Annotated in this window: 13 protein-coding genes; 7 read left to right on the top strand and 6 right to left on the bottom strand. The window is 40.0% G+C overall.

Annotated features, from left to right (window positions below):
• Positions 1-227 precede the first annotated feature (227 nt).
• The 7 genes from I2F89_RS02335 to I2F89_RS02305 all read left to right on the top strand — a co-directional run bounded on the left by I2F89_RS02335 (position 228) and on the right by I2F89_RS02305 (position 10,830).
• Positions 228-1,949, top strand: a complete 1,722-nt coding sequence (locus I2F89_RS02335; protein WP_195513350.1) for a SpaH/EbpB family LPXTG-anchored major pilin — start codon at positions 228-230, stop codon at positions 1,947-1,949.
• Positions 1,950-1,972: 23 nt separating this feature from the next.
• Positions 1,973-6,868, top strand: a complete 4,896-nt coding sequence (locus I2F89_RS02330) for a SpaA isopeptide-forming pilin-related protein (RefSeq protein WP_195513348.1) — start codon at positions 1,973-1,975, stop codon at positions 6,866-6,868.
• Positions 6,849-7,562 (top strand): pilin N-terminal domain-containing protein, encoded by a 714-nt coding sequence (locus I2F89_RS02325; protein ID WP_195513346.1) that lies wholly within the window; start codon positions 6,849-6,851, stop codon positions 7,560-7,562. Before I2F89_RS02330 ends, I2F89_RS02325 begins: the two co-directional genes overlap by 20 nt.
• A gap of 203 nt (positions 7,563-7,765) precedes the next feature.
• Entirely contained in the window at positions 7,766-9,511 is a 1,746-nt protein-coding gene (locus I2F89_RS02320) for a class C sortase (RefSeq protein WP_195513344.1), read from the top strand.
• A gap of 61 nt (positions 9,512-9,572) precedes the next feature.
• Entirely contained in the window at positions 9,573-9,896 is a 324-nt protein-coding gene (locus tag I2F89_RS02315; RefSeq protein WP_074799638.1) for a hypothetical protein, read from the top strand.
• Positions 9,897-9,947: 51 nt separating this feature from the next.
• On the top strand, positions 9,948-10,436 hold the full coding sequence (lepB, locus tag I2F89_RS02310) for a signal peptidase I (RefSeq protein ID WP_205216901.1): 489 nt from the start codon (positions 9,948-9,950) through the stop codon (positions 10,434-10,436).
• Positions 10,437-10,455: 19 nt separating this feature from the next.
• A complete protein-coding gene (locus tag I2F89_RS02305; protein WP_161641609.1) occupies positions 10,456-10,830 on the top strand; it encodes a hypothetical protein in 375 nt (124 codons plus the stop codon).
• Positions 10,831-11,103: 273 nt separating this feature from the next.
• Here I2F89_RS02305 and I2F89_RS02300 read toward each other — a convergent pair whose 3' ends face one another.
• The 6 genes from I2F89_RS02300 to I2F89_RS02275 form a co-directional block, all read right to left on the bottom strand.
• Positions 11,104-12,099, bottom strand: coding sequence for an aldo/keto reductase (locus tag I2F89_RS02300; RefSeq protein ID WP_071866190.1), 996 nt, complete (start codon positions 12,097-12,099; stop codon positions 11,104-11,106).
• 220 nt (positions 12,100-12,319) lie between these two features.
• Positions 12,320-13,138 carry a peptide-methionine (S)-S-oxide reductase MsrA gene (gene msrA / locus I2F89_RS02295; RefSeq protein WP_195513342.1) on the bottom strand — a complete coding sequence of 273 codons (819 nt, stop codon included), beginning with the start codon at positions 13,136-13,138 and terminating at the stop codon, positions 12,320-12,322.
• A 98-nt stretch (positions 13,139-13,236) separates the two neighbouring features.
• Complete coding sequence (gene truA, locus I2F89_RS02290) at positions 13,237-13,974, bottom strand: tRNA pseudouridine(38-40) synthase TruA (protein ID WP_074799635.1); 738 nt, start codon at positions 13,972-13,974, stop codon at positions 13,237-13,239.
• Positions 13,975-14,112: 138 nt separating this feature from the next.
• The gene (locus tag I2F89_RS02285; protein WP_115357153.1) at positions 14,113-15,165 is read right to left on the bottom strand and encodes a PTS transporter subunit IIC; all 1,053 of its coding nucleotides are present in this window, start codon (positions 15,163-15,165) and stop codon (positions 14,113-14,115) included.
• A gap of 13 nt (positions 15,166-15,178) precedes the next feature.
• The gene (locus tag I2F89_RS02280; protein WP_019722895.1) at positions 15,179-16,117 is read right to left on the bottom strand and encodes a 2-dehydropantoate 2-reductase; all 939 of its coding nucleotides are present in this window, start codon (positions 16,115-16,117) and stop codon (positions 15,179-15,181) included.
• A gap of 507 nt (positions 16,118-16,624) precedes the next feature.
• Complete coding sequence (locus tag I2F89_RS02275) at positions 16,625-17,464, bottom strand: PRD domain-containing protein (RefSeq protein ID WP_195513341.1); 840 nt, start codon at positions 17,462-17,464, stop codon at positions 16,625-16,627.
• Positions 17,465-17,478: the final 14 nt, after the last annotated feature.

The raw sequence follows: 17,478 nt of genomic DNA, 5'->3' as shown, positions 1-17,478 counted from the left end.
TCATCTAGTACAATCAACCAGCAAACGTAAATTAATCTTATTACCATCATAAACTCACCTTATTCTAATGATAAAAGTGTCATTTATGAAACTTTTGCTTTGGAGATCACTTTCATCCTCTACTCTTGACCTATGTATGTAAGCAGGCATACATGTTCAATCACTCAGCAAATCTAACGTACACACACATTTGGACATGCATTGCTTGATAGTTGAGGAGGGAGAAAATGAAGAAGAAATCCATAATAAAAACATTATCAAAATTAGTATTTGCTACAACACTTTTATCAATCGGTCTATCTTCTATTGACCATTCGTTGCGATTACCTCATGTACCAATCGCCTTAGCTGAAACAGTTGATAACGCAATTGCCAATGAAACATCTAGGCGAAGCTTAACGATCTGGAAGTACGCGATCACTGACTTTAGTGAGTTGGAACCTCGAGGAGACGGAACCCTCACCAATCCAGATAGAGAGTTGATTCCTGGAATCAACTTCAAAGTGGAACGGGTGAAAAAATTATCGAGTGGTAGCTCTTTAACTGATCCAAAACAACAACAATTGGGCACAGATTACGAAATCGACACCACTTTCAACGCCCAGACAATTACAACTGACACAAGTGGAAAAGCAACGCTTGACTTAGGCATTGGTCGAGCCAATGATGGCATCTATTTAATTACTGAATTACCAGATGAACGTACAGGCGAAAATTTAGCTACAACCGATGGAAAAAAAATCGAAACAGCTGTTTATCCTTTTTTTGTGCATATTCCCCAAACTAGTCGTACCGATTTATCTTCATTGATCTATGATGTACAAGTTGAACCAAAGAATATTTTAGAAGATTTATTGCATCCTGACAAAACAATCAATGGTGAAAAAGGCGATTCTGTTCAAGCCGGACAATCCTTTCGCTGGGAATTGACTACTAACATCCCAGCAGGTCTCTGGCAAGTCGCCAGTCAAACAGGAACGATCGATATTTTAGATGCCGCTGGACAGACGGTGGATACTGTCGAGATGATCGCTGGTCAGCCCATTGTATATCGAGATACTAGTGGGTTATTACAGCCAAATTTTTCAATGGTAGACGAACTGAATAGTGACTTAACTTATGTTCCAGATAGCGCAAAAATGCAAGTTAGACAAGCTGGTGGTGAATGGACAGACTTGGCGCTTACCGATTATACGGTCTCGTTTGATGCTGAGACAAATAGACTGACAACCACTTTGACAGAAGCTGGTCTGATCAAAGCCGGATCAGTCGCAAATGGCTATACTGATATCCGTACGGTGCTTACCACGCATGTTCCAGAATATTGGAACAATATTGTTGAAAATACCTTTACTGTCAACCATCAACTTCCGGGCCAACGACCAAAAAGTACAACACCACCAGAAACAACGAATCCAAAATACTATACTGGTGGCTTTGATATCGAAAAAATTTCAGAAAATAGCGGGACTGGTCTAGCTGGTGCCGAATTCAAAATTGCCACCTCTGAGAGTAATGCGAACAATAAAACTTTTATTGCTAGTAATGGAAATAGCTATGCAGAGGATGCCAATTTACCATCAGGGATAACTTTCTTAACTTCTACTTCTGATGCAAATGGTCACGCGACTTTTGATGGGTTAGCCTTAGACTGGACGGATGCCAATGGTAATAATTACGTGGAAAATCACGAGGTTACACGCGACTACTGGGTTGTCGAGACTACTGCTCCTCAGGGCTACGAATTATTGAAAGCTCCCCAAAGAGTAACTGTCGATTTGACGACCGCAGATGATGCAACGATTGAGCTGACAGTCACTAATAAACCGCAAACAAGCTTGCCATTTACTGGCGGTATAGGCAGAAATCTGATCATCACAATTGCACTTGTAGCCATCGTTATTGGCACAACAGTGGTCATTATCCACAAAAAGCGAAAACAGACGTAAGTCCAGAATGAAAGGAGACTGCAATGAATACTAGTTTTTCTAGACTCAAAGTAAAACCTCCTATTCTAATAGTGATTGTTTTAGCGATTATCCTTGGTATAATCGCTAAAGTCGTTATTGTAGGTGGTCCCCTTCGAGCCAAAGAAGAAGCACATTTAGTTGAAGTAATCAATCAGGATCAAACCTTTATGACAAAAGAAACACAAATTTATGATGATCCTGCAACCATCACGATCAGAAGTACTGAAAATCGTTTACTCGCTCTCCCAGCTAGTACGGATTATGCAATCACCACCTTAAATGAGGAACAGGAGCAAACCATCCCTATCTATTCCACCGAAAATTTTGTTCAAGAAGAAGAGCTGGCTCGTCTAGGTATTGGTGTAGAAACGACGGAAACAACCGTCTCCTCAACTACTGCGTCCATGGTTGAGCCTGCCCTCCCTACAATTGAACAAGCAGTAGCAAGTGATGTAATTGGTGTAGCATCCGAGGAAAACTCGGAGCAACCGACTATTTACTTACGCTTAGTCAAAGATCAGCCAGTCACTCTCGTTTTTCGGGAACCAACGAAAGATATGAGTATCGTATTGACGGATGTTTATTCTCAGCAGTATCAATCCCTTTTTCAATGGTTAAGACCAGATGATGTGACTGCATTAGAAGAAACATCCGAATCCCACGTTGAAGAAACGTCATCTTCAGCCGAAGACTCAGACTACGAGGCCCAAACAGAACAAGCTGAAACCCATGATGAAAGAAACGATACAGCACTTCCTCCATTTGAGGAAACTATCGCCGATGAGAATATCTTAGTGGTCGAAACAAAGGAAACTGATTTAACAATGGAAGAACTTCTCGAAGAAGAGTTCCCTGCAGAAGACTCCATCATTACACCAAAATTAGTGGCTGAAGAAATAGATACCAGCGAAGAAACTAGCAGTAATCCTATCGTCATCAAAGATGCCAAATTAACGATGGCCACTGGTACAGACAGTTTTGATTCCCACGATGATCCTGGCTATGATAGTTCTCCAAATAACGATATCGTTCGTTCCAATGATCAAATCTTATACCGACTTGGCTTCTCAATACAAACACAGTTACCAAACGATTACACAAATATCCGCTATCGTGTCGTTAGCACCTTGCCTAACGCGACTACCCTGATTAATGATGCGCCTTTTATTAATGGAGAAATTGCCAATGGCACGTATATTGATACAGGCATCGGTGATGGCACCATGTATTCTGAAGGCATCATGGAATCGATCATCAGCACTTCGGGACAAGTTTTCGTGCCCATCGTTGTCAATGTGTCTGGTGCAAAGAACGGAACGATCATGCAACCCACGTTCAAATTGCAACTGATTGATGCCATAAATATAAATACTGGTGAGTTAGAAACATTTAATCACACTTATACAGTCGAACATTTAGCAAATCTAACTGCGCCGCCAACAATCGTTTCTTCCGCACCTTCTATTGCTGCAACACTCGTCCGTGGCGAGCAAACGACTTATCAAATCTATGATCCTAACGCTACAAATAATGATTCGGTATACAACCTAGGATTAGTCATTGAGCTAAAAAATCTAGATGGACGAAGTATCGGTGATATTCGCGGTTCCACCTACCCTGAAGGACCGATTACTTTTGATCTTATTCAAAATGTCACCGGAACTTTGGGAAATACTCAAATACCTGTAGATCCATCTGAATATGACTCCGCCCAAACACGTTTCTATTCTGTCACAGATGCCGATCGAACGACTGCTGATTGGCAAGCAACCACAGAAGGTAGTCCGTATGAAGCAACATTTGATCCGACAATATTAGCGCACCCATTGCCTGTACCCCACGGAAAAACAAATGAACTTTACTTTTCTGAACCTTATAGTGATCACAAAAAAATCGGGGTGTTCAACTCTGGTAATGTCATGATTGAATTAGGAAATTATCAAGAATCTTGGGAAATCTCAAACTATAAAGGAATCAAAAATATCTATACTTATGACACTTTAGGTCATACCTTTTCAAACAAAGCTTTTATCAGCATTGAATTTATTTTTGACTGGGATCATTCGAGGTTACAGGAATTAATGTTAACAAACAATTGGTCGTATTACACATTAAACTTAAGTATTCCTACTTTAAATTATGATGGAGTAACTACTACTAATGACGCTAAAGTACATTTTAGTAGTTATATGATTCCGACAGGAGATATTTCCTCCGGTCCAAACTTCGTCGTTTTAAATCCTCCAGATCCCATAACAGGTAAGATACACAGTTGGGGAAATCAGGATATTGGATTCAATACGTGGGAATTTAATGTTGGCAAACCGACTCTTATGAGAGGACAAAAATTACATTTAGGAGGCTGGTTTGTCACACAGAATGTTCCTGGAACAGCAACCTCTGACCAAATTTTCCAATGGAATTCCAATGGATTTGAGTATGATATTTCTAGACAACCGTATACACAACGTTATTATCCAAACGAAAGTGATTACTCTTATTTAACGTATGGTGTTAGAAATAATGGAAATGCTATGCCCGACTTAACCGTCCCACATATTGATACAATCGTTTCAAATTACACTTGGTACGACACTCCCCAAGAAGCACAGGAAGCTGGGGTGATCAGTGCCGTCCGATTCCAATACCATATCAATAACGAGCCTACCTTTTTACACTGGAATGGCGTTCCAATAAGAGTCATCGGTCAATCAGGCGCATTGGATGAGGAGGGCGATCCTTATGTCCACCTATCACGTGCTGCTCTCAGAAATGATTCAGGTGTTGTTTTTAAGCAAAGCCCTGCGGAAAATAATCTTACTTTCTTTCCAGCTACTTGGGCCGCGGATGGTTCTAATGTAACCATTCCCTACGATAGTAGTATACCAAGTGCTGTTACTACGCCTTTTCTTGGTACAAATGCCTTTATTAAGAATTTTGGAATTGAAACAGAAACACTTGTATCGAAACCTTTGTATCAATCCGACGAACAAATCGATGTCAAAGTTCGAGGAACATTCTCTGGATCGGAAGAAGTTGATTATGATAGTGCGCTGAATACCATTCTTCCAAAAGGAATCAATTACCTAGCTGGTTCTTCGAAAGATGAACATGATAATCCTTTACCTGATCCAATCATTATCCAACACGAAAACGGAGAAACGACATTGCGTTGGGTGTTTCCTGACTCCTCTATTACAGAGGGGATTGAAGTGAATTTCACGGCTATCAGTGATAGTTCGCAACTAGCATTCAATGACATGGGCTTAACTCATTCACTCGTCATACGTAGTGTTGGTGAAATGTGGATTTCCGATACTCCAGAAATTACAGATACCCGTGCCGAATCAGCTCGATCATCTCAAGACCAGTTCATTCAAGAGCTTGTCCAGCAACTAACAATAAGCAAGTCCGTCAACAAAACATCAATTGAAACAGGAAATCAAGAAATGAATCCTTTGACCGAAGCGGATGCTGATACTTCGTTCACTTATTCGATCACTTCAGCCAACAGTGCCTTACAACCCGCTCATGATTTTCGTCTGATGGATATCTTACCGTATAACGGTGATTCTCGTGGCTCTTCTTTCAATGGTACGCTAGAGGTTCTTTCAGTGGATATCGACACAGAAGGATATACGATGTATTACACCACCGAACCAGTAGAAGATGCGACGAACCCAAATGAGATCGACCTTGCTACATGGACGGAATACACACCCGGTTCAACACCTGATGAAGAAATCAAACATGCCACAGGTTTTATGATCACTAAACCAACTGTTCCGATTGGTGAATCGGTCACTCTCTCCATCACTGTCCAACCAGTTGACCAATTACCGGGTGACCAATATCGAAATACCGCCCATATGAATGCGCAAATCGACTTACCTGTCCATTCACAAGAAACGATTACCCGAGTATATGGCAGAGAGTTGAGCGGGTTCGTATGGTTAGACGAAGATCGCGATGGTCTATACGATGATGGCGAGGAAAGGCTAGCAAATATCCCTGTCAAACTCTATCGAACAAGCCTGACTCACCCAAGCGAAGTAGCCGATCAGTTGGTCGAGCATAACTTGAAAGGAACATCATTTGTTGACAGTAACGGAAATGCCACACTAAAAACAGATGCAAATGGTCATTACAGTTTTAATTATCTACCAGAAGGAACCTATGTAGTAGAATTCCAAATCGGCGATCAAATCGAACGAAAAGAAGTTGCAGTAACGAGGCCAATGGTTGGTGAAGATCCTTCCATCAACTCAAAAGCAAATCAAACCACCCTCCGAACCAATGAGTATATCGCTGAACCTTTAGCCAATTTACCGGGAATGATCACGACAGATGATTCTATCTATCATATTCCTTATTTGAATCTAGGGCTTGTCAGTACACTTGGAGAGATTTATTTGTATAAGTTAGAAGCAGGTACCGCTGTAGATGATGATCAGGATGATCAACCAGATATCAATGACGAAAATCAGTTGATTGGAGGAAAGAAACTGGCTGGCGCTGAGTTTTCCCTCCACGAAAAAGAATCAGGCGTGATCCTCCAAACGAAGACAACTGACGCGAATGGTCGTATTCATTTTGAAGAGGTTCCCTTCGGTACCTATGAGTTGGTTGAAACAAAAGCACCCGATGGCTATGAACTATTGAAACAACCAAGCGAGGTCACATTGGATGAAAACAACACGATCGTTCATCTCTTTGCCGAAGATGAGCTGATCACTGAATTGCCTTTTGCCGGTAACAGTTCAATCATGCAACGTGTCCTTATCGCAGCTGCTAGTTTATCCCTGATTGGTTTAATCGGATTAGGTACAAAATACCAATTGGAGGAAATGAATCGAAAAAAAACAGGAGGAAAGAAAGATGAACCCAAAAAAAGATAATCATTCCATTTTATTTATTCGCCTCCTGTTGGTTCTACTATTCCTCTTCGGTGGTTCAATTGGAAAATGGACTACTCCTGTGGCATACGCAGAAGAAGCCTTCCAATTAACCATTGTAAAATATAAGCTTTCAGAGCAGGAAATGGATAATCACCTACTTCCTTCTGAGCCAACTGGCTCCTTAGAAACGGGATTAACGAACGAACAGGGACAGGCATTAACCCCCTTCCCTGGGATTCGTTATCAAATCAAGAAGGTCACACCGAGTAATGATGCCAGTGATCCTTTTACGGAAATCCCAAGTTTTGAACCAATCGAAATCATCACGGGGTCAAACGGGCAAGCGACTATTCCATTGACTGAAGGACTCTATGAAGTCACCGAACTTGCAAACGATGCATTGTCTTCCCCAGCTAAGCCAGTCGTTGTCCAATTACCTGCAATTACTGCCGATGGCACTCGTTTAGATCAATTGTTTATTTATCCAAAATCAAGCGTGGTCGTCTCTCCTGAAGAAGGAGCTACTCCTAGATCGACTATACCGAAACAAGGGCAAGCGACTACAAAAAGGATTCCACAAACAAGTGGGAATCTCGGTTCACTTTTTCCGGTTTATTTTACACTGGCATTGATCATCTTACTAGGGATCGTCACAATCGTTAATTTTAAACCAAAAGGAAAAAAAAAGCCTTAAACAGTCTAGAACCAATTGTTTCTAACCTAAGAAGTAAGAAGAAATTCACAAAAATCGAGTGTTGATTTTTGTGGATTTCCGCTTATTTCAGAATTTTTTACAACTCTCGTTTTTACATTTCCGAAAGCAGAAAAGAGAAATGACTTTGCTTTTTTCGCAAATCTAAAAACAAAAATAATGAAATGAAAATGAGGTGAACAACCTTGATTGAAAAAGAAAAGAAGTCTGTTCTTTTGTTATTTGCTTCACTATTGATTCTTTTAGGAACGCTCACTTTGATCTATCCGATTTTTGCGAACTATCTCGCAAATCGTGAACGTAGTACTGCTTCCATCAATTACCATCAAGCATTAGAACAGCTAACGAAAGATGAATTAGGGCATAAATTCGAGCAAGCAAAACGTTACAATGAATTGATTTATAAAGAACAACAAGGAGACTTGGTTGACTTCGATGAAATTGAGTACCAAACATTGATCAATACCGCTGGGGTAATGGGTACACTAGACATTCCCGCTTTGGCAATCGAAACCATGCCTTTTTATCACGGCACTGATTTTTTGACACTTAATCGTGGCTTAGGACATTACGAAGCGAGTTCGATTCCAGTGGGCGGTGAAAACACACGATCGATCATCACTGGACATAGCGGTGTCCAAAACCAAGTTTTATTTACTGATATCATCCATCTTCAAATTGGCGATCTATTCTTTCTCACGATTTTAGGTGAACGCCTCGCTTATCAAATCGAATCCTTTGAAGAAGTCTTGCCTACTGAAGTCGATAAAGCCAAAATCATCCCTGGAAAGGATATGGTCACCTTATTGACTTGCACGCCACCAGGAATCAATACGTATCGATTATTAGTAAATGGTGTCCGGATTCCTTACAACGAAGCCGTTAATCGACAAGTTGAAAAACGAAATTTCTGGAGTTATCAAACCATTGTATTAGGCTCTTTCAGTGTTTGTCTCACTCTCGCTACCCTACTTATTGTTCGTTTTCGTTATCTAGTCAAACGCTTCCGCTCTGAAGACCCCTTTGTCAAAGAAAAATCCAGAAAAAAATTGCTTCGCCTTTATTTCTTGACCAAAGGGCTCTTTATTACTTTAGTTCTTTCAATGGTTGCTTTACTAAGTGTCGGAATCTATGGCTATACACAGATCCAGAAACAACAAGAAATGGAGAGCATTGATATAGGACAAAATACAGACCTTTCAACGTTCAATTTGCCAAAAATAGCGGAAGCTAACTACTCTGAAATCGGCATTGCGAGTGTCAATCTCAGTAATTTTTCCAAAGCGAAGATCAATTACCAACAAAGCATCAATGACTGGGGCATCGGAAAAATAATGATCCCAGAAGTAGCGATCGACTTACCGATACTTGCCGGTATGAATAATGACAACTTGATGAATGGCGTAGCCACTTACACGCAAAATCAACAACTCGGCAAAGGCAATTATGTCCTCTTGTCACATAATGTATTTGAACAAAATGTCTTGCTTCATCAAATCGCTCAACTTCGTCTCAATGCAAAGATCTATGCGACAGATTTCAACGAGCTATTTGTCTATGAAGTGAGCTACAACGATGTCGTTGTTGATACAGAAATCGAGTTACTCGAAATCAAAAAAGAAGCACCACAAGCTATGATCACTTTAGTGCGTTGTGAAGGTGACATCGGCACACGTTTTCGTCGAGTCGTTCAAGGGAATTTAAGTAGCGTAAAAAGTCTAAGCACCTTATCCGCTACTGAATTAGCACAATTAGGCTTAGAAAAAAACCGTACAAACATAGATGGTACGATTCTCGCGGACTCTCCCGTCCATCCCATTAATTCGTGGTCAATGTCCGTGGCGTCTAAGATCGTCGCCGAGCCATTACAGACCTTGATCCCGATCGTTTTTTTCTTATTGATACCGATACTGTTGTTCCATCTTGTTTAAGTGTTTTCCCCCATTGAGCAAAACATCTTCAAAAGAACTACTTATAAAGGAGGTCTCTTTCATGCTTATCAACAGTATCTTATCCCTTGTTGTGTTGGCTATTTTATTTTTCTTGGGAATTCAAATGATAAAACAAGTGAGATTGATTTTGCTAAAAAAGAAAGCCGGTGATCAACCGCTTCTATATAAAAAAATCAGTATTTATGAACTGAAATTATTGAAAAAACAATTTTTTTATCTTTTGATCATTAATAGCTTGCTAACTATTGCATTGGCCTTTTGTGTCTACATGCTGTTTGAACTACAAAATGCTCGAATAAATGACCATCAGACAATCCTTGAGTTAGTTGAACGGGTCCAAGAACTAAAAAATCGATTGGACTAATCAAAAAGAACAAGCAAGTAAAAAAAGGGGGCTGTTTTCTTGTTTATTTGGGTGAATGGTCAACTTCGAAAAAGGAAAAAGAAAGGACCCTATTTCTTAATATGTCTGCTTCTATGCGTTACGTTTACTTATTCGCTTCACCGCTATCACTTTCATCAAGTTACTGGAACATCAATGGAGGATACTTTAGTCAACGGCAACATAGTGATCGTGGACAAATTTTCTTCGCTTACACGTTATAGCATCATCGCTATTCAGCGATCCTCTACGGATGAAATCGTAAAAAGGATTATCGGAATCCCAGGAGATTCTATAAAAGTACATGGGAATGAACTGACCTTGCATTTAGGCAACAAGCCGCATTCTCCTACAGAGATTTTTCGACTGAGTCCAGAAGCAGTCGCGCAAATGAAACATTTGACCTATCTTCCTGAAAATACCTATTTTGTTTTAGGCGATAATCCGGATATTTCTGAAGATAGTCGGACATTTGGACTTGTTAGTCATTCTCGTATTTTAGGAAAAGTTATTTTTAAATAAAAGGAAGTGTTTGACAACTATGGGTAAAAAAAAGAATGATGGTTGGTTTTTCTCAAAAAGTTTATTAGATGAAATTTATCAACTACCACTAGAGGAAGAGATTGATTTGGAAACTGAGGAAGAACTACATGAACCATTCACAAGAAAAATAAGCGAGCTAACGCTAGAAACAGCGACAGTGTCAGAAAAAAAAACAGAAATCGATAGCCACTCGTCTCCCGTATCTTTAATAAAAACCGGAGAAGATGGGCGTATGTTGTATGTGAAGGCTCCTTCTGTTGCGTCTGAAACAAATTTGGAACAAATAGAACAGGAACAAAAAAAGCAAGACGATAAAACCTTCACTTTAGAAGAACAAGCAGGCAAGTTATTGTACCAAGTAAAAAAGAAGTGAAGAAAAACAATCTGCGCCGTCTGTCTCTACACCACCTCTCAAACACAAAATACGATAGCAGAAGCAAGAAGAGGTTGGAACAGAAGTGTTTAGCCTCGATAATTAAGGCGCCATCCACGAAAATTGTTTTTCAAATTTTTGTGGATGGCGCCTTATTGCCGAAGAAGTTACTCCTGTTTCCGCCTTTTATTCGGTTTTAAAATATGCTAGAGGACTAATGCCCCAGACACTCTTGCTTATGTTGTAGCCACTTCAACAAGATTTTCTCACACGTTAATTTTCTGCCAAAATCGTTTCGATCGTTGCTAGTTCTTCTGGTGCAAAGACGAGATTATCTTTCATTTTGACACTTTCCTGCAACTGACTCAAACGGCTAGCACCGACTAAGACACTTGTCACTGATGGTTGTCGCACATTCCACGCCAATGCCATCTGAGCCAATGTTTGTCCTCTCGCTTCCGCCACTTCCTGTAACTGTGTGATTTTACGTAGTGTCGGTGCAATCTGTTCTTCTGAAAGAAAAGGGATTTCTTTTCGATGGGCACGTGAATCTTCAGGAATACCATGTAAGTAGCGATTCGTTAACAAGCCTTGTGCTAAGGGACTAAACGTGATTGCACCTAGTCCATTTTCAGCAAGAACAGGTGCTAAGTCCGTCTCAAGTAATTCTCTTGAAAACAGATTGTAACGCATTTGATGGATCACGAAGGGTGCATCTTTTTTGCGTAAAATTTCCGCCATTCGCTGTGTGTCCGCCCCATTGTAGTTAGAGATACCGATATAAAGGGCCTTTCCTTGTCGAACTAATTGCATCAATGCCTCTGCGGTTTCTTCCAAAGGTGTTTCAGGATCTGGACGATGATGATAGAAAATATCCACATAGTCCAAACCCATACGTTGCAAACTCTGGTCACAACTGGCAATGATCGACTTACGAGACCCCCAATCGCCATAAGGGCCATCCCACATATGATAACCTGCTTTACTAGAGATAATCAGTTCATCTCGATAGGATTTGAAATCTTCTTTAAAAAGTCGCCCAAAGTTTGTTTCAGCTGCTCCAGCAGGTCCACCATAATTATTGGCTAGATCAAAATGGGTGATGCCTAAATCAAAAGCCCCCCTTAAAATTTCCCGCTGATTACTGATGGGATCATATTCCCCAAAATTTTGCCATAACCCTAAAGACAGTAAGGGCAGCTTTAAGCCAGATCGACCGCTTTTACGATACTCCATGTTTTCGTAACGCGTTTTATCAGCTACATACATTTCATTCACTCCTTATTTTTTATGATTATCACAGAAGTCTTCCACTCCGAAAAAATAAGGAGTTACTTCTGGAATGCCGTTTTTCATTTTCAAGGATAGCAGATGACTACTAACCCAGCTTTTTGATCCATCTCTATTTCAAGTACCCATGTAACCTCGTCTACTTTCAAGTGATACATCAGCTCTGGCAGAAAACGCCATCATAATTGTGTTAACTTATTTATTTCTTGGCTTTTTTTCCCCAATTGTGCGTCATTCTTTGCAAAAATGCTAATTGACGACGGGTTTTTTTTATTTTTTTGTAACGTTTTGGTTGCTTCTGGTAAAATTGTTGATGGTAATTTTCAGCCGGCCAAAAAGCTGTCGCTGGCAAAATAGCTGTAACTATCGGTTTTCTGTAGCGACCTGATACGCTTAATGCTTGTTTCGACGCTTCAGCAGTTTTTTGTTGCTCTTCATTTTGAACAAAAATGATTGGGCGATATTGTTCTCCGCGGTCTTGGAATTGTCCAAATTCATCCGTCGGGTCCGTTACTTGCCAATAAATCTCGACTAGCTCTTGATAACTGATCACTCGCTTATCAAATATGATCTCCACTGCTTCCACATGACCAGTATAGCCGCCACTGACTTGGTCATAATTAGGGGAATCAAACTGCCCACCTGTGTACCCGGACATCACAGAAACAATCCCTGCTTTTTGCTCAAAAGGCTCTACCATACACCAAAAACAACCGCCAGCAAATACTGCTCGTTCTTGAACAGTCGGATCTGTCATTTCGTGTTTAGAAAAATCATACCGCGCTTCCCCTAACGGATCGCCGACCATTTGCAAATAGAAATCCATGACGTCTGGCGTTAGATTTTGTCGTAAAGCTAATGGTCGTAAAGAAACTTCCAACTTTTCAAGTACCTCTTTTAGAGAAACAGAAGTTGCTAACTCTTCTTTTGCTGTAATTAGTTGTTGCCGTTCCCAGTCTCGCGTGTTTGGGTTTAAAATCAAATTATAGAGAGTGGTGATTTCTTCCTCTTTCTTCATCGGATCTCCTCCTCCCAAAGTGTCCACTGTCGATCCAAGGAAACAGGAAAAAGCTGAGATTGCTTTTTCACTATTTTCTTTGAATCATTTAACATCTCTTAATAATACACTTCATCTAGAAAAAGCGCATGTGCGGGAACTGTCTCGCCTGCTTGCTGTCTGACTTTCGTTTCAAAAATCGTATCGATCAAAGATAAATCAGCTTTACCTGAACCAATATCTAAAATCGTTCCCATTAAGATCCGTACCATTTTATACAAAAAACCATCTCCTACAAATGTAAAATGAAGCATATTGCCTTCTTGTTGGACCGATAATTCTTCAATTGTACGTACTGTTGATTTTTTTGTTTTTTTCAATGCTGAAAATCCAATAAAGTCATGTTTTCCTTCTAGTTTCCGACAAGCTTCTTCCATTTTCTCCAAATCAAGTGCCTTCGGATAATCAAAACTATGGTTTCTTTCAAACACTGTTGGAATCGGTGCATTCCAAACGTAGTAACTATATTTTTTCCCTTTTGCATTATATCTAGCATGAAAACGTTCAGGTACTTCTTCCACTTTTTTCACCACAATATCTCTTGGCAAATAACGATTGAGGAAATCCAGCATCTCCATTCGACTCATTGTACTAGCTGTTTTGAAGTTAGCTACTTGACCTCTGGCGTGTGTCCCAGCGTCTGTTCGGCCAGAACCGATAATCTCAATCGTTTCACCGGTCATTTGCGAAATGATCGCTTCGATCTTTCCTTGGATCGTTTTTTCATCATTACCAAGTCGTTGCCAACCAGAATATCTTTTTCCATCATATTCGATCGTTAATTTTATATTTCTCATGTATTCTCCTTCTATTGGATCAAATGGTCCATTGTTTTCATTTAGTGTCAGTATAGCAGATAACACCAGCTTCTTCTCAAAAAAAAAACGCAATCCAGAAATTTCTCTGTTTTGCGTTTTTTTCTTTTATAATTTTGATCAACCTAAGAATTTGAAGACTTCTTCCCGGTCGTAAAGTTTTAAGACTTTTTCAAATACCAATTGCGTAAATAAAGCAGCCGCGACTGGTACGACGAACCAACAAATCAACACCATCACGATATTTAGTCCAGCATCTAATGAAGCAAGAGGGCCAACTAAACCAACGATCCCAAAGCCCGCAGAAGCTGGTGTTCCTGATACAGAGAAAAGTGCAACAGGTATCGCTGTGATAACCGCACTTACTAAACATGGAACTAAGATGATCGGTTTACGGAATAAGTTCGGCATCATCATCTTCATCGCACCTAACGCAATCGCGATCGTGACACCTGATTTATTGACACGCCAAGAATTGACGATCAACACAAAGGTTGTTGCTGCGACACCCATAGCAGCAGCACCAGCAGAGACACCGTCTAACTGGATTGCTAAACCAATCGCCACTGTTGAAATCGGTGAGATGATCAAAAAGGCAAATGAACAACCGATCAAAATAGACATCAAAAGAGGTTGCAATGTCGTGAAGTTATTGATACCTTCACCGATTGCAGAGGTGATCGCTGTCACATAAGGGAATAAATAAAACCCAATAAGACCTGCGCCCACACCGACTACGATTGGTGTCAATACGATTGCGACTGACCCAAAACGATCGCCGATCAATAGGATCAGACCAACAGCAATCGCTGCAGTAATCATAGTATTGATGATATCTCCTGTACCTGACCCTACATATACACCTGCTTCACCAAGGTCTGGCATAAAGCGGACAACACCAGAGCCGACAAATGCAGCACCAGCTACTACCATCATTTGCATCGGATTAAACCCAAATTGTAACCCGATCAAACCACCAATGATCAACGGTGTCGCTAATTGGAAGATCACAGCTAGTTGTGCGATCGTCACAGCAACAGGATATTCACTGAAATACTTTAAAATAGCTCCTAAAACAGCATTTGGAATCAGTCCTACGATGATCCCTGTTGCTGTTCCAGCTAATACTTTGTTCAAAAAAATTCTTGGCGTTAATTTATTCGTCGTATCCATTTATTTGTTCCTCCTATTTCGCCTGTAAAATCTGTTCTTTTGCATGCACGAGCGCTGTCAAAAAGTCACAGTAAGGCGTAGCGATCCCGTATTTCTTTCCTTTACGTGAAATCGCACCGTTGATATAGTCGATTTCTGTCAATCGGTTGTTTTTGATCAAATCTTGATGCATCGATGGGAAATGCATACCGATCGTCTCAGGATCAAAACAAGTTTCACAGTGTGCGACTGCTTCTTCCACATCTAAATCAATATTTTCTGCTTTTGCTACTTGACCAAATTCATTTACGATAGCAACAACCATATCATGAGCCGTAGAAGTACGACCAAGTCCTGCCATGTTCACGTCTAAAATCGTACATAAGCCGTTCATCGTGCCATTGACACAAGCTTTACGATAGATCGAGTAATGGATATTACTTGAATACTTCGCATTCAAACCCGATTCAGCTAAAGTTTCTGCCAATTCTTTCGCAGCTTCTTCTTGTCCGTCTCCTAAGTTTTGTAGTTCTACTGAACCACTACCAAATAATTTCACACGTCCAGGACCTTCTAGGCCTGCCGTCCACATTGTATTACCAATAAAAATATTTTTCATTGGTACAAATTTTTCAATAATATCTTCATGGCCGATTCCGTTCAATAAACAAAGGACTTTTGTCTCATCTTTGATCATTGGACGAATATCTTCCAACATTTTTTCTAGTTGCATTGCTTTCGTGAATAAGACGATCAAATCAACTTTTTCTACGTCATTGATTTCTGATTGAAGAACGACTGGGATATCGACAACGATGTCCTCACCGTTAAAGTTAGCTTTCAATCCGTTTTCTTTGATCGCTTCTACATGGTCTTTCCAACCATCGATCAATGTCACGTCATTTCCACCTTTTTGCAACATGAGTCCAAACCGACTCCCCATTGCACCTGCACCAGCAATTGCTATCTTCATTTCTTTGTTCTCCCCCTTTAATTTGGTTATACGACGAATAAGCAAATAATTCCCCTTACGATCATTCAATCATTCACAATGTCCGCTAGTTATGACTGATTATTCGCTTGAAAAACTATTTTACTTGACTCATTTTCCCATTTCCTTTGATTTATTTCAAATAGCCTGATTGATTGCTCACAAACGTAAGCGTTATCTAATCATTTTAAGCCCAATTGGATGGGTTGTCGCACGACACTAAGGAGTATTATACACTAAAAACAGCCCGTTTTTTTAATATAACCCTAATTTTTTTTGTTAATTTTCAAATCAATTATGTTATATAACTAATCAGATACGATTGTGAATCACCACACGATATTATCCGAAAAATAGGATATCTGGTACTTTATAGACATATATTTCGCTAAAAAGTCTATTCCTCCTATTTGTTACAAAAAAAAAGCAGCTACCAGAAAGAATCACTGGCTTGCTGCTTTTCATTACATCATCTTGTCTATTTTTTCTTCAATCAGGGTGCCGCATCAATCGATTGATATGCACACCTAGATAGGTGACTTCCTCATTCGTGATTTCCTGTTGGATCATTTTCTGGATATACTGCCTTACTTTGTCTGCATTTTCCATCGCCAATGGATACAAGATACACATTTGTTGATATAGCCCATCATCTTGACCATCCAACATCTTATTCGCAAACAACCGTTCAACGAAAAAACGAACATGAGTAATAAAGCGACTATAATGGATCGAGTCTGGAGCAATGTCGATCCGAATCGAATATTTTACTAAGTTGACGATGCCACCAATCATTTTCGCTTGCTTCATACTATCGGTTCCCTGACTTTCTTGAGACAATGAATTAATGACATGAAAGGCGATATTTGCCGCTTCTTCAATGGGTAACTCGACATCGGATTTTTCATTGAAGATCGTTAGCGCTTGCTCGGCTGCTTGATATTCTTCCGGATAGTAATTCTTGATCTCCCAATATAACCGGTTAGTGATGATGATTCCTTTGGTCATACGTTCAACTGAAAAATGTAAATGATCAGGTAATGTTAAATAAATACTAGAGTTTAACCGTTTCCCTAGTCGTTTTTCCATACTAGAGACCATTGCTTTCGTTAATTCAAAATAGGTCAAAGGAACCTCTTTGATCAAATCCAATAATTGCATGGCTTTGCCTTCATCATAGGGCAGATAGATTTCATCAATCGAATCATCCGAGATGATCTCACCGGGCTTTTTGCCAAAACCAATCCCTTTTCCTAAAGCAATCATTTTTTGCTGATTGCTGTCGATCAATACCACACTGGAGTTAAGCACCTTTAGTATTTTCCTCATGATAGCCTCCTTCG

Source organism: Enterococcus sp. 1001283B150225_161107_E12 (assembly GCF_015556925.1).
Lineage (GTDB): Bacteria > Bacillota > Bacilli > Lactobacillales > Enterococcaceae > Enterococcus_B > Enterococcus_B mundtii.
The sequence above is the reverse complement of the archived record's forward strand: the minus strand, read 5'-3'. Positions and strand labels throughout refer to the sequence as shown.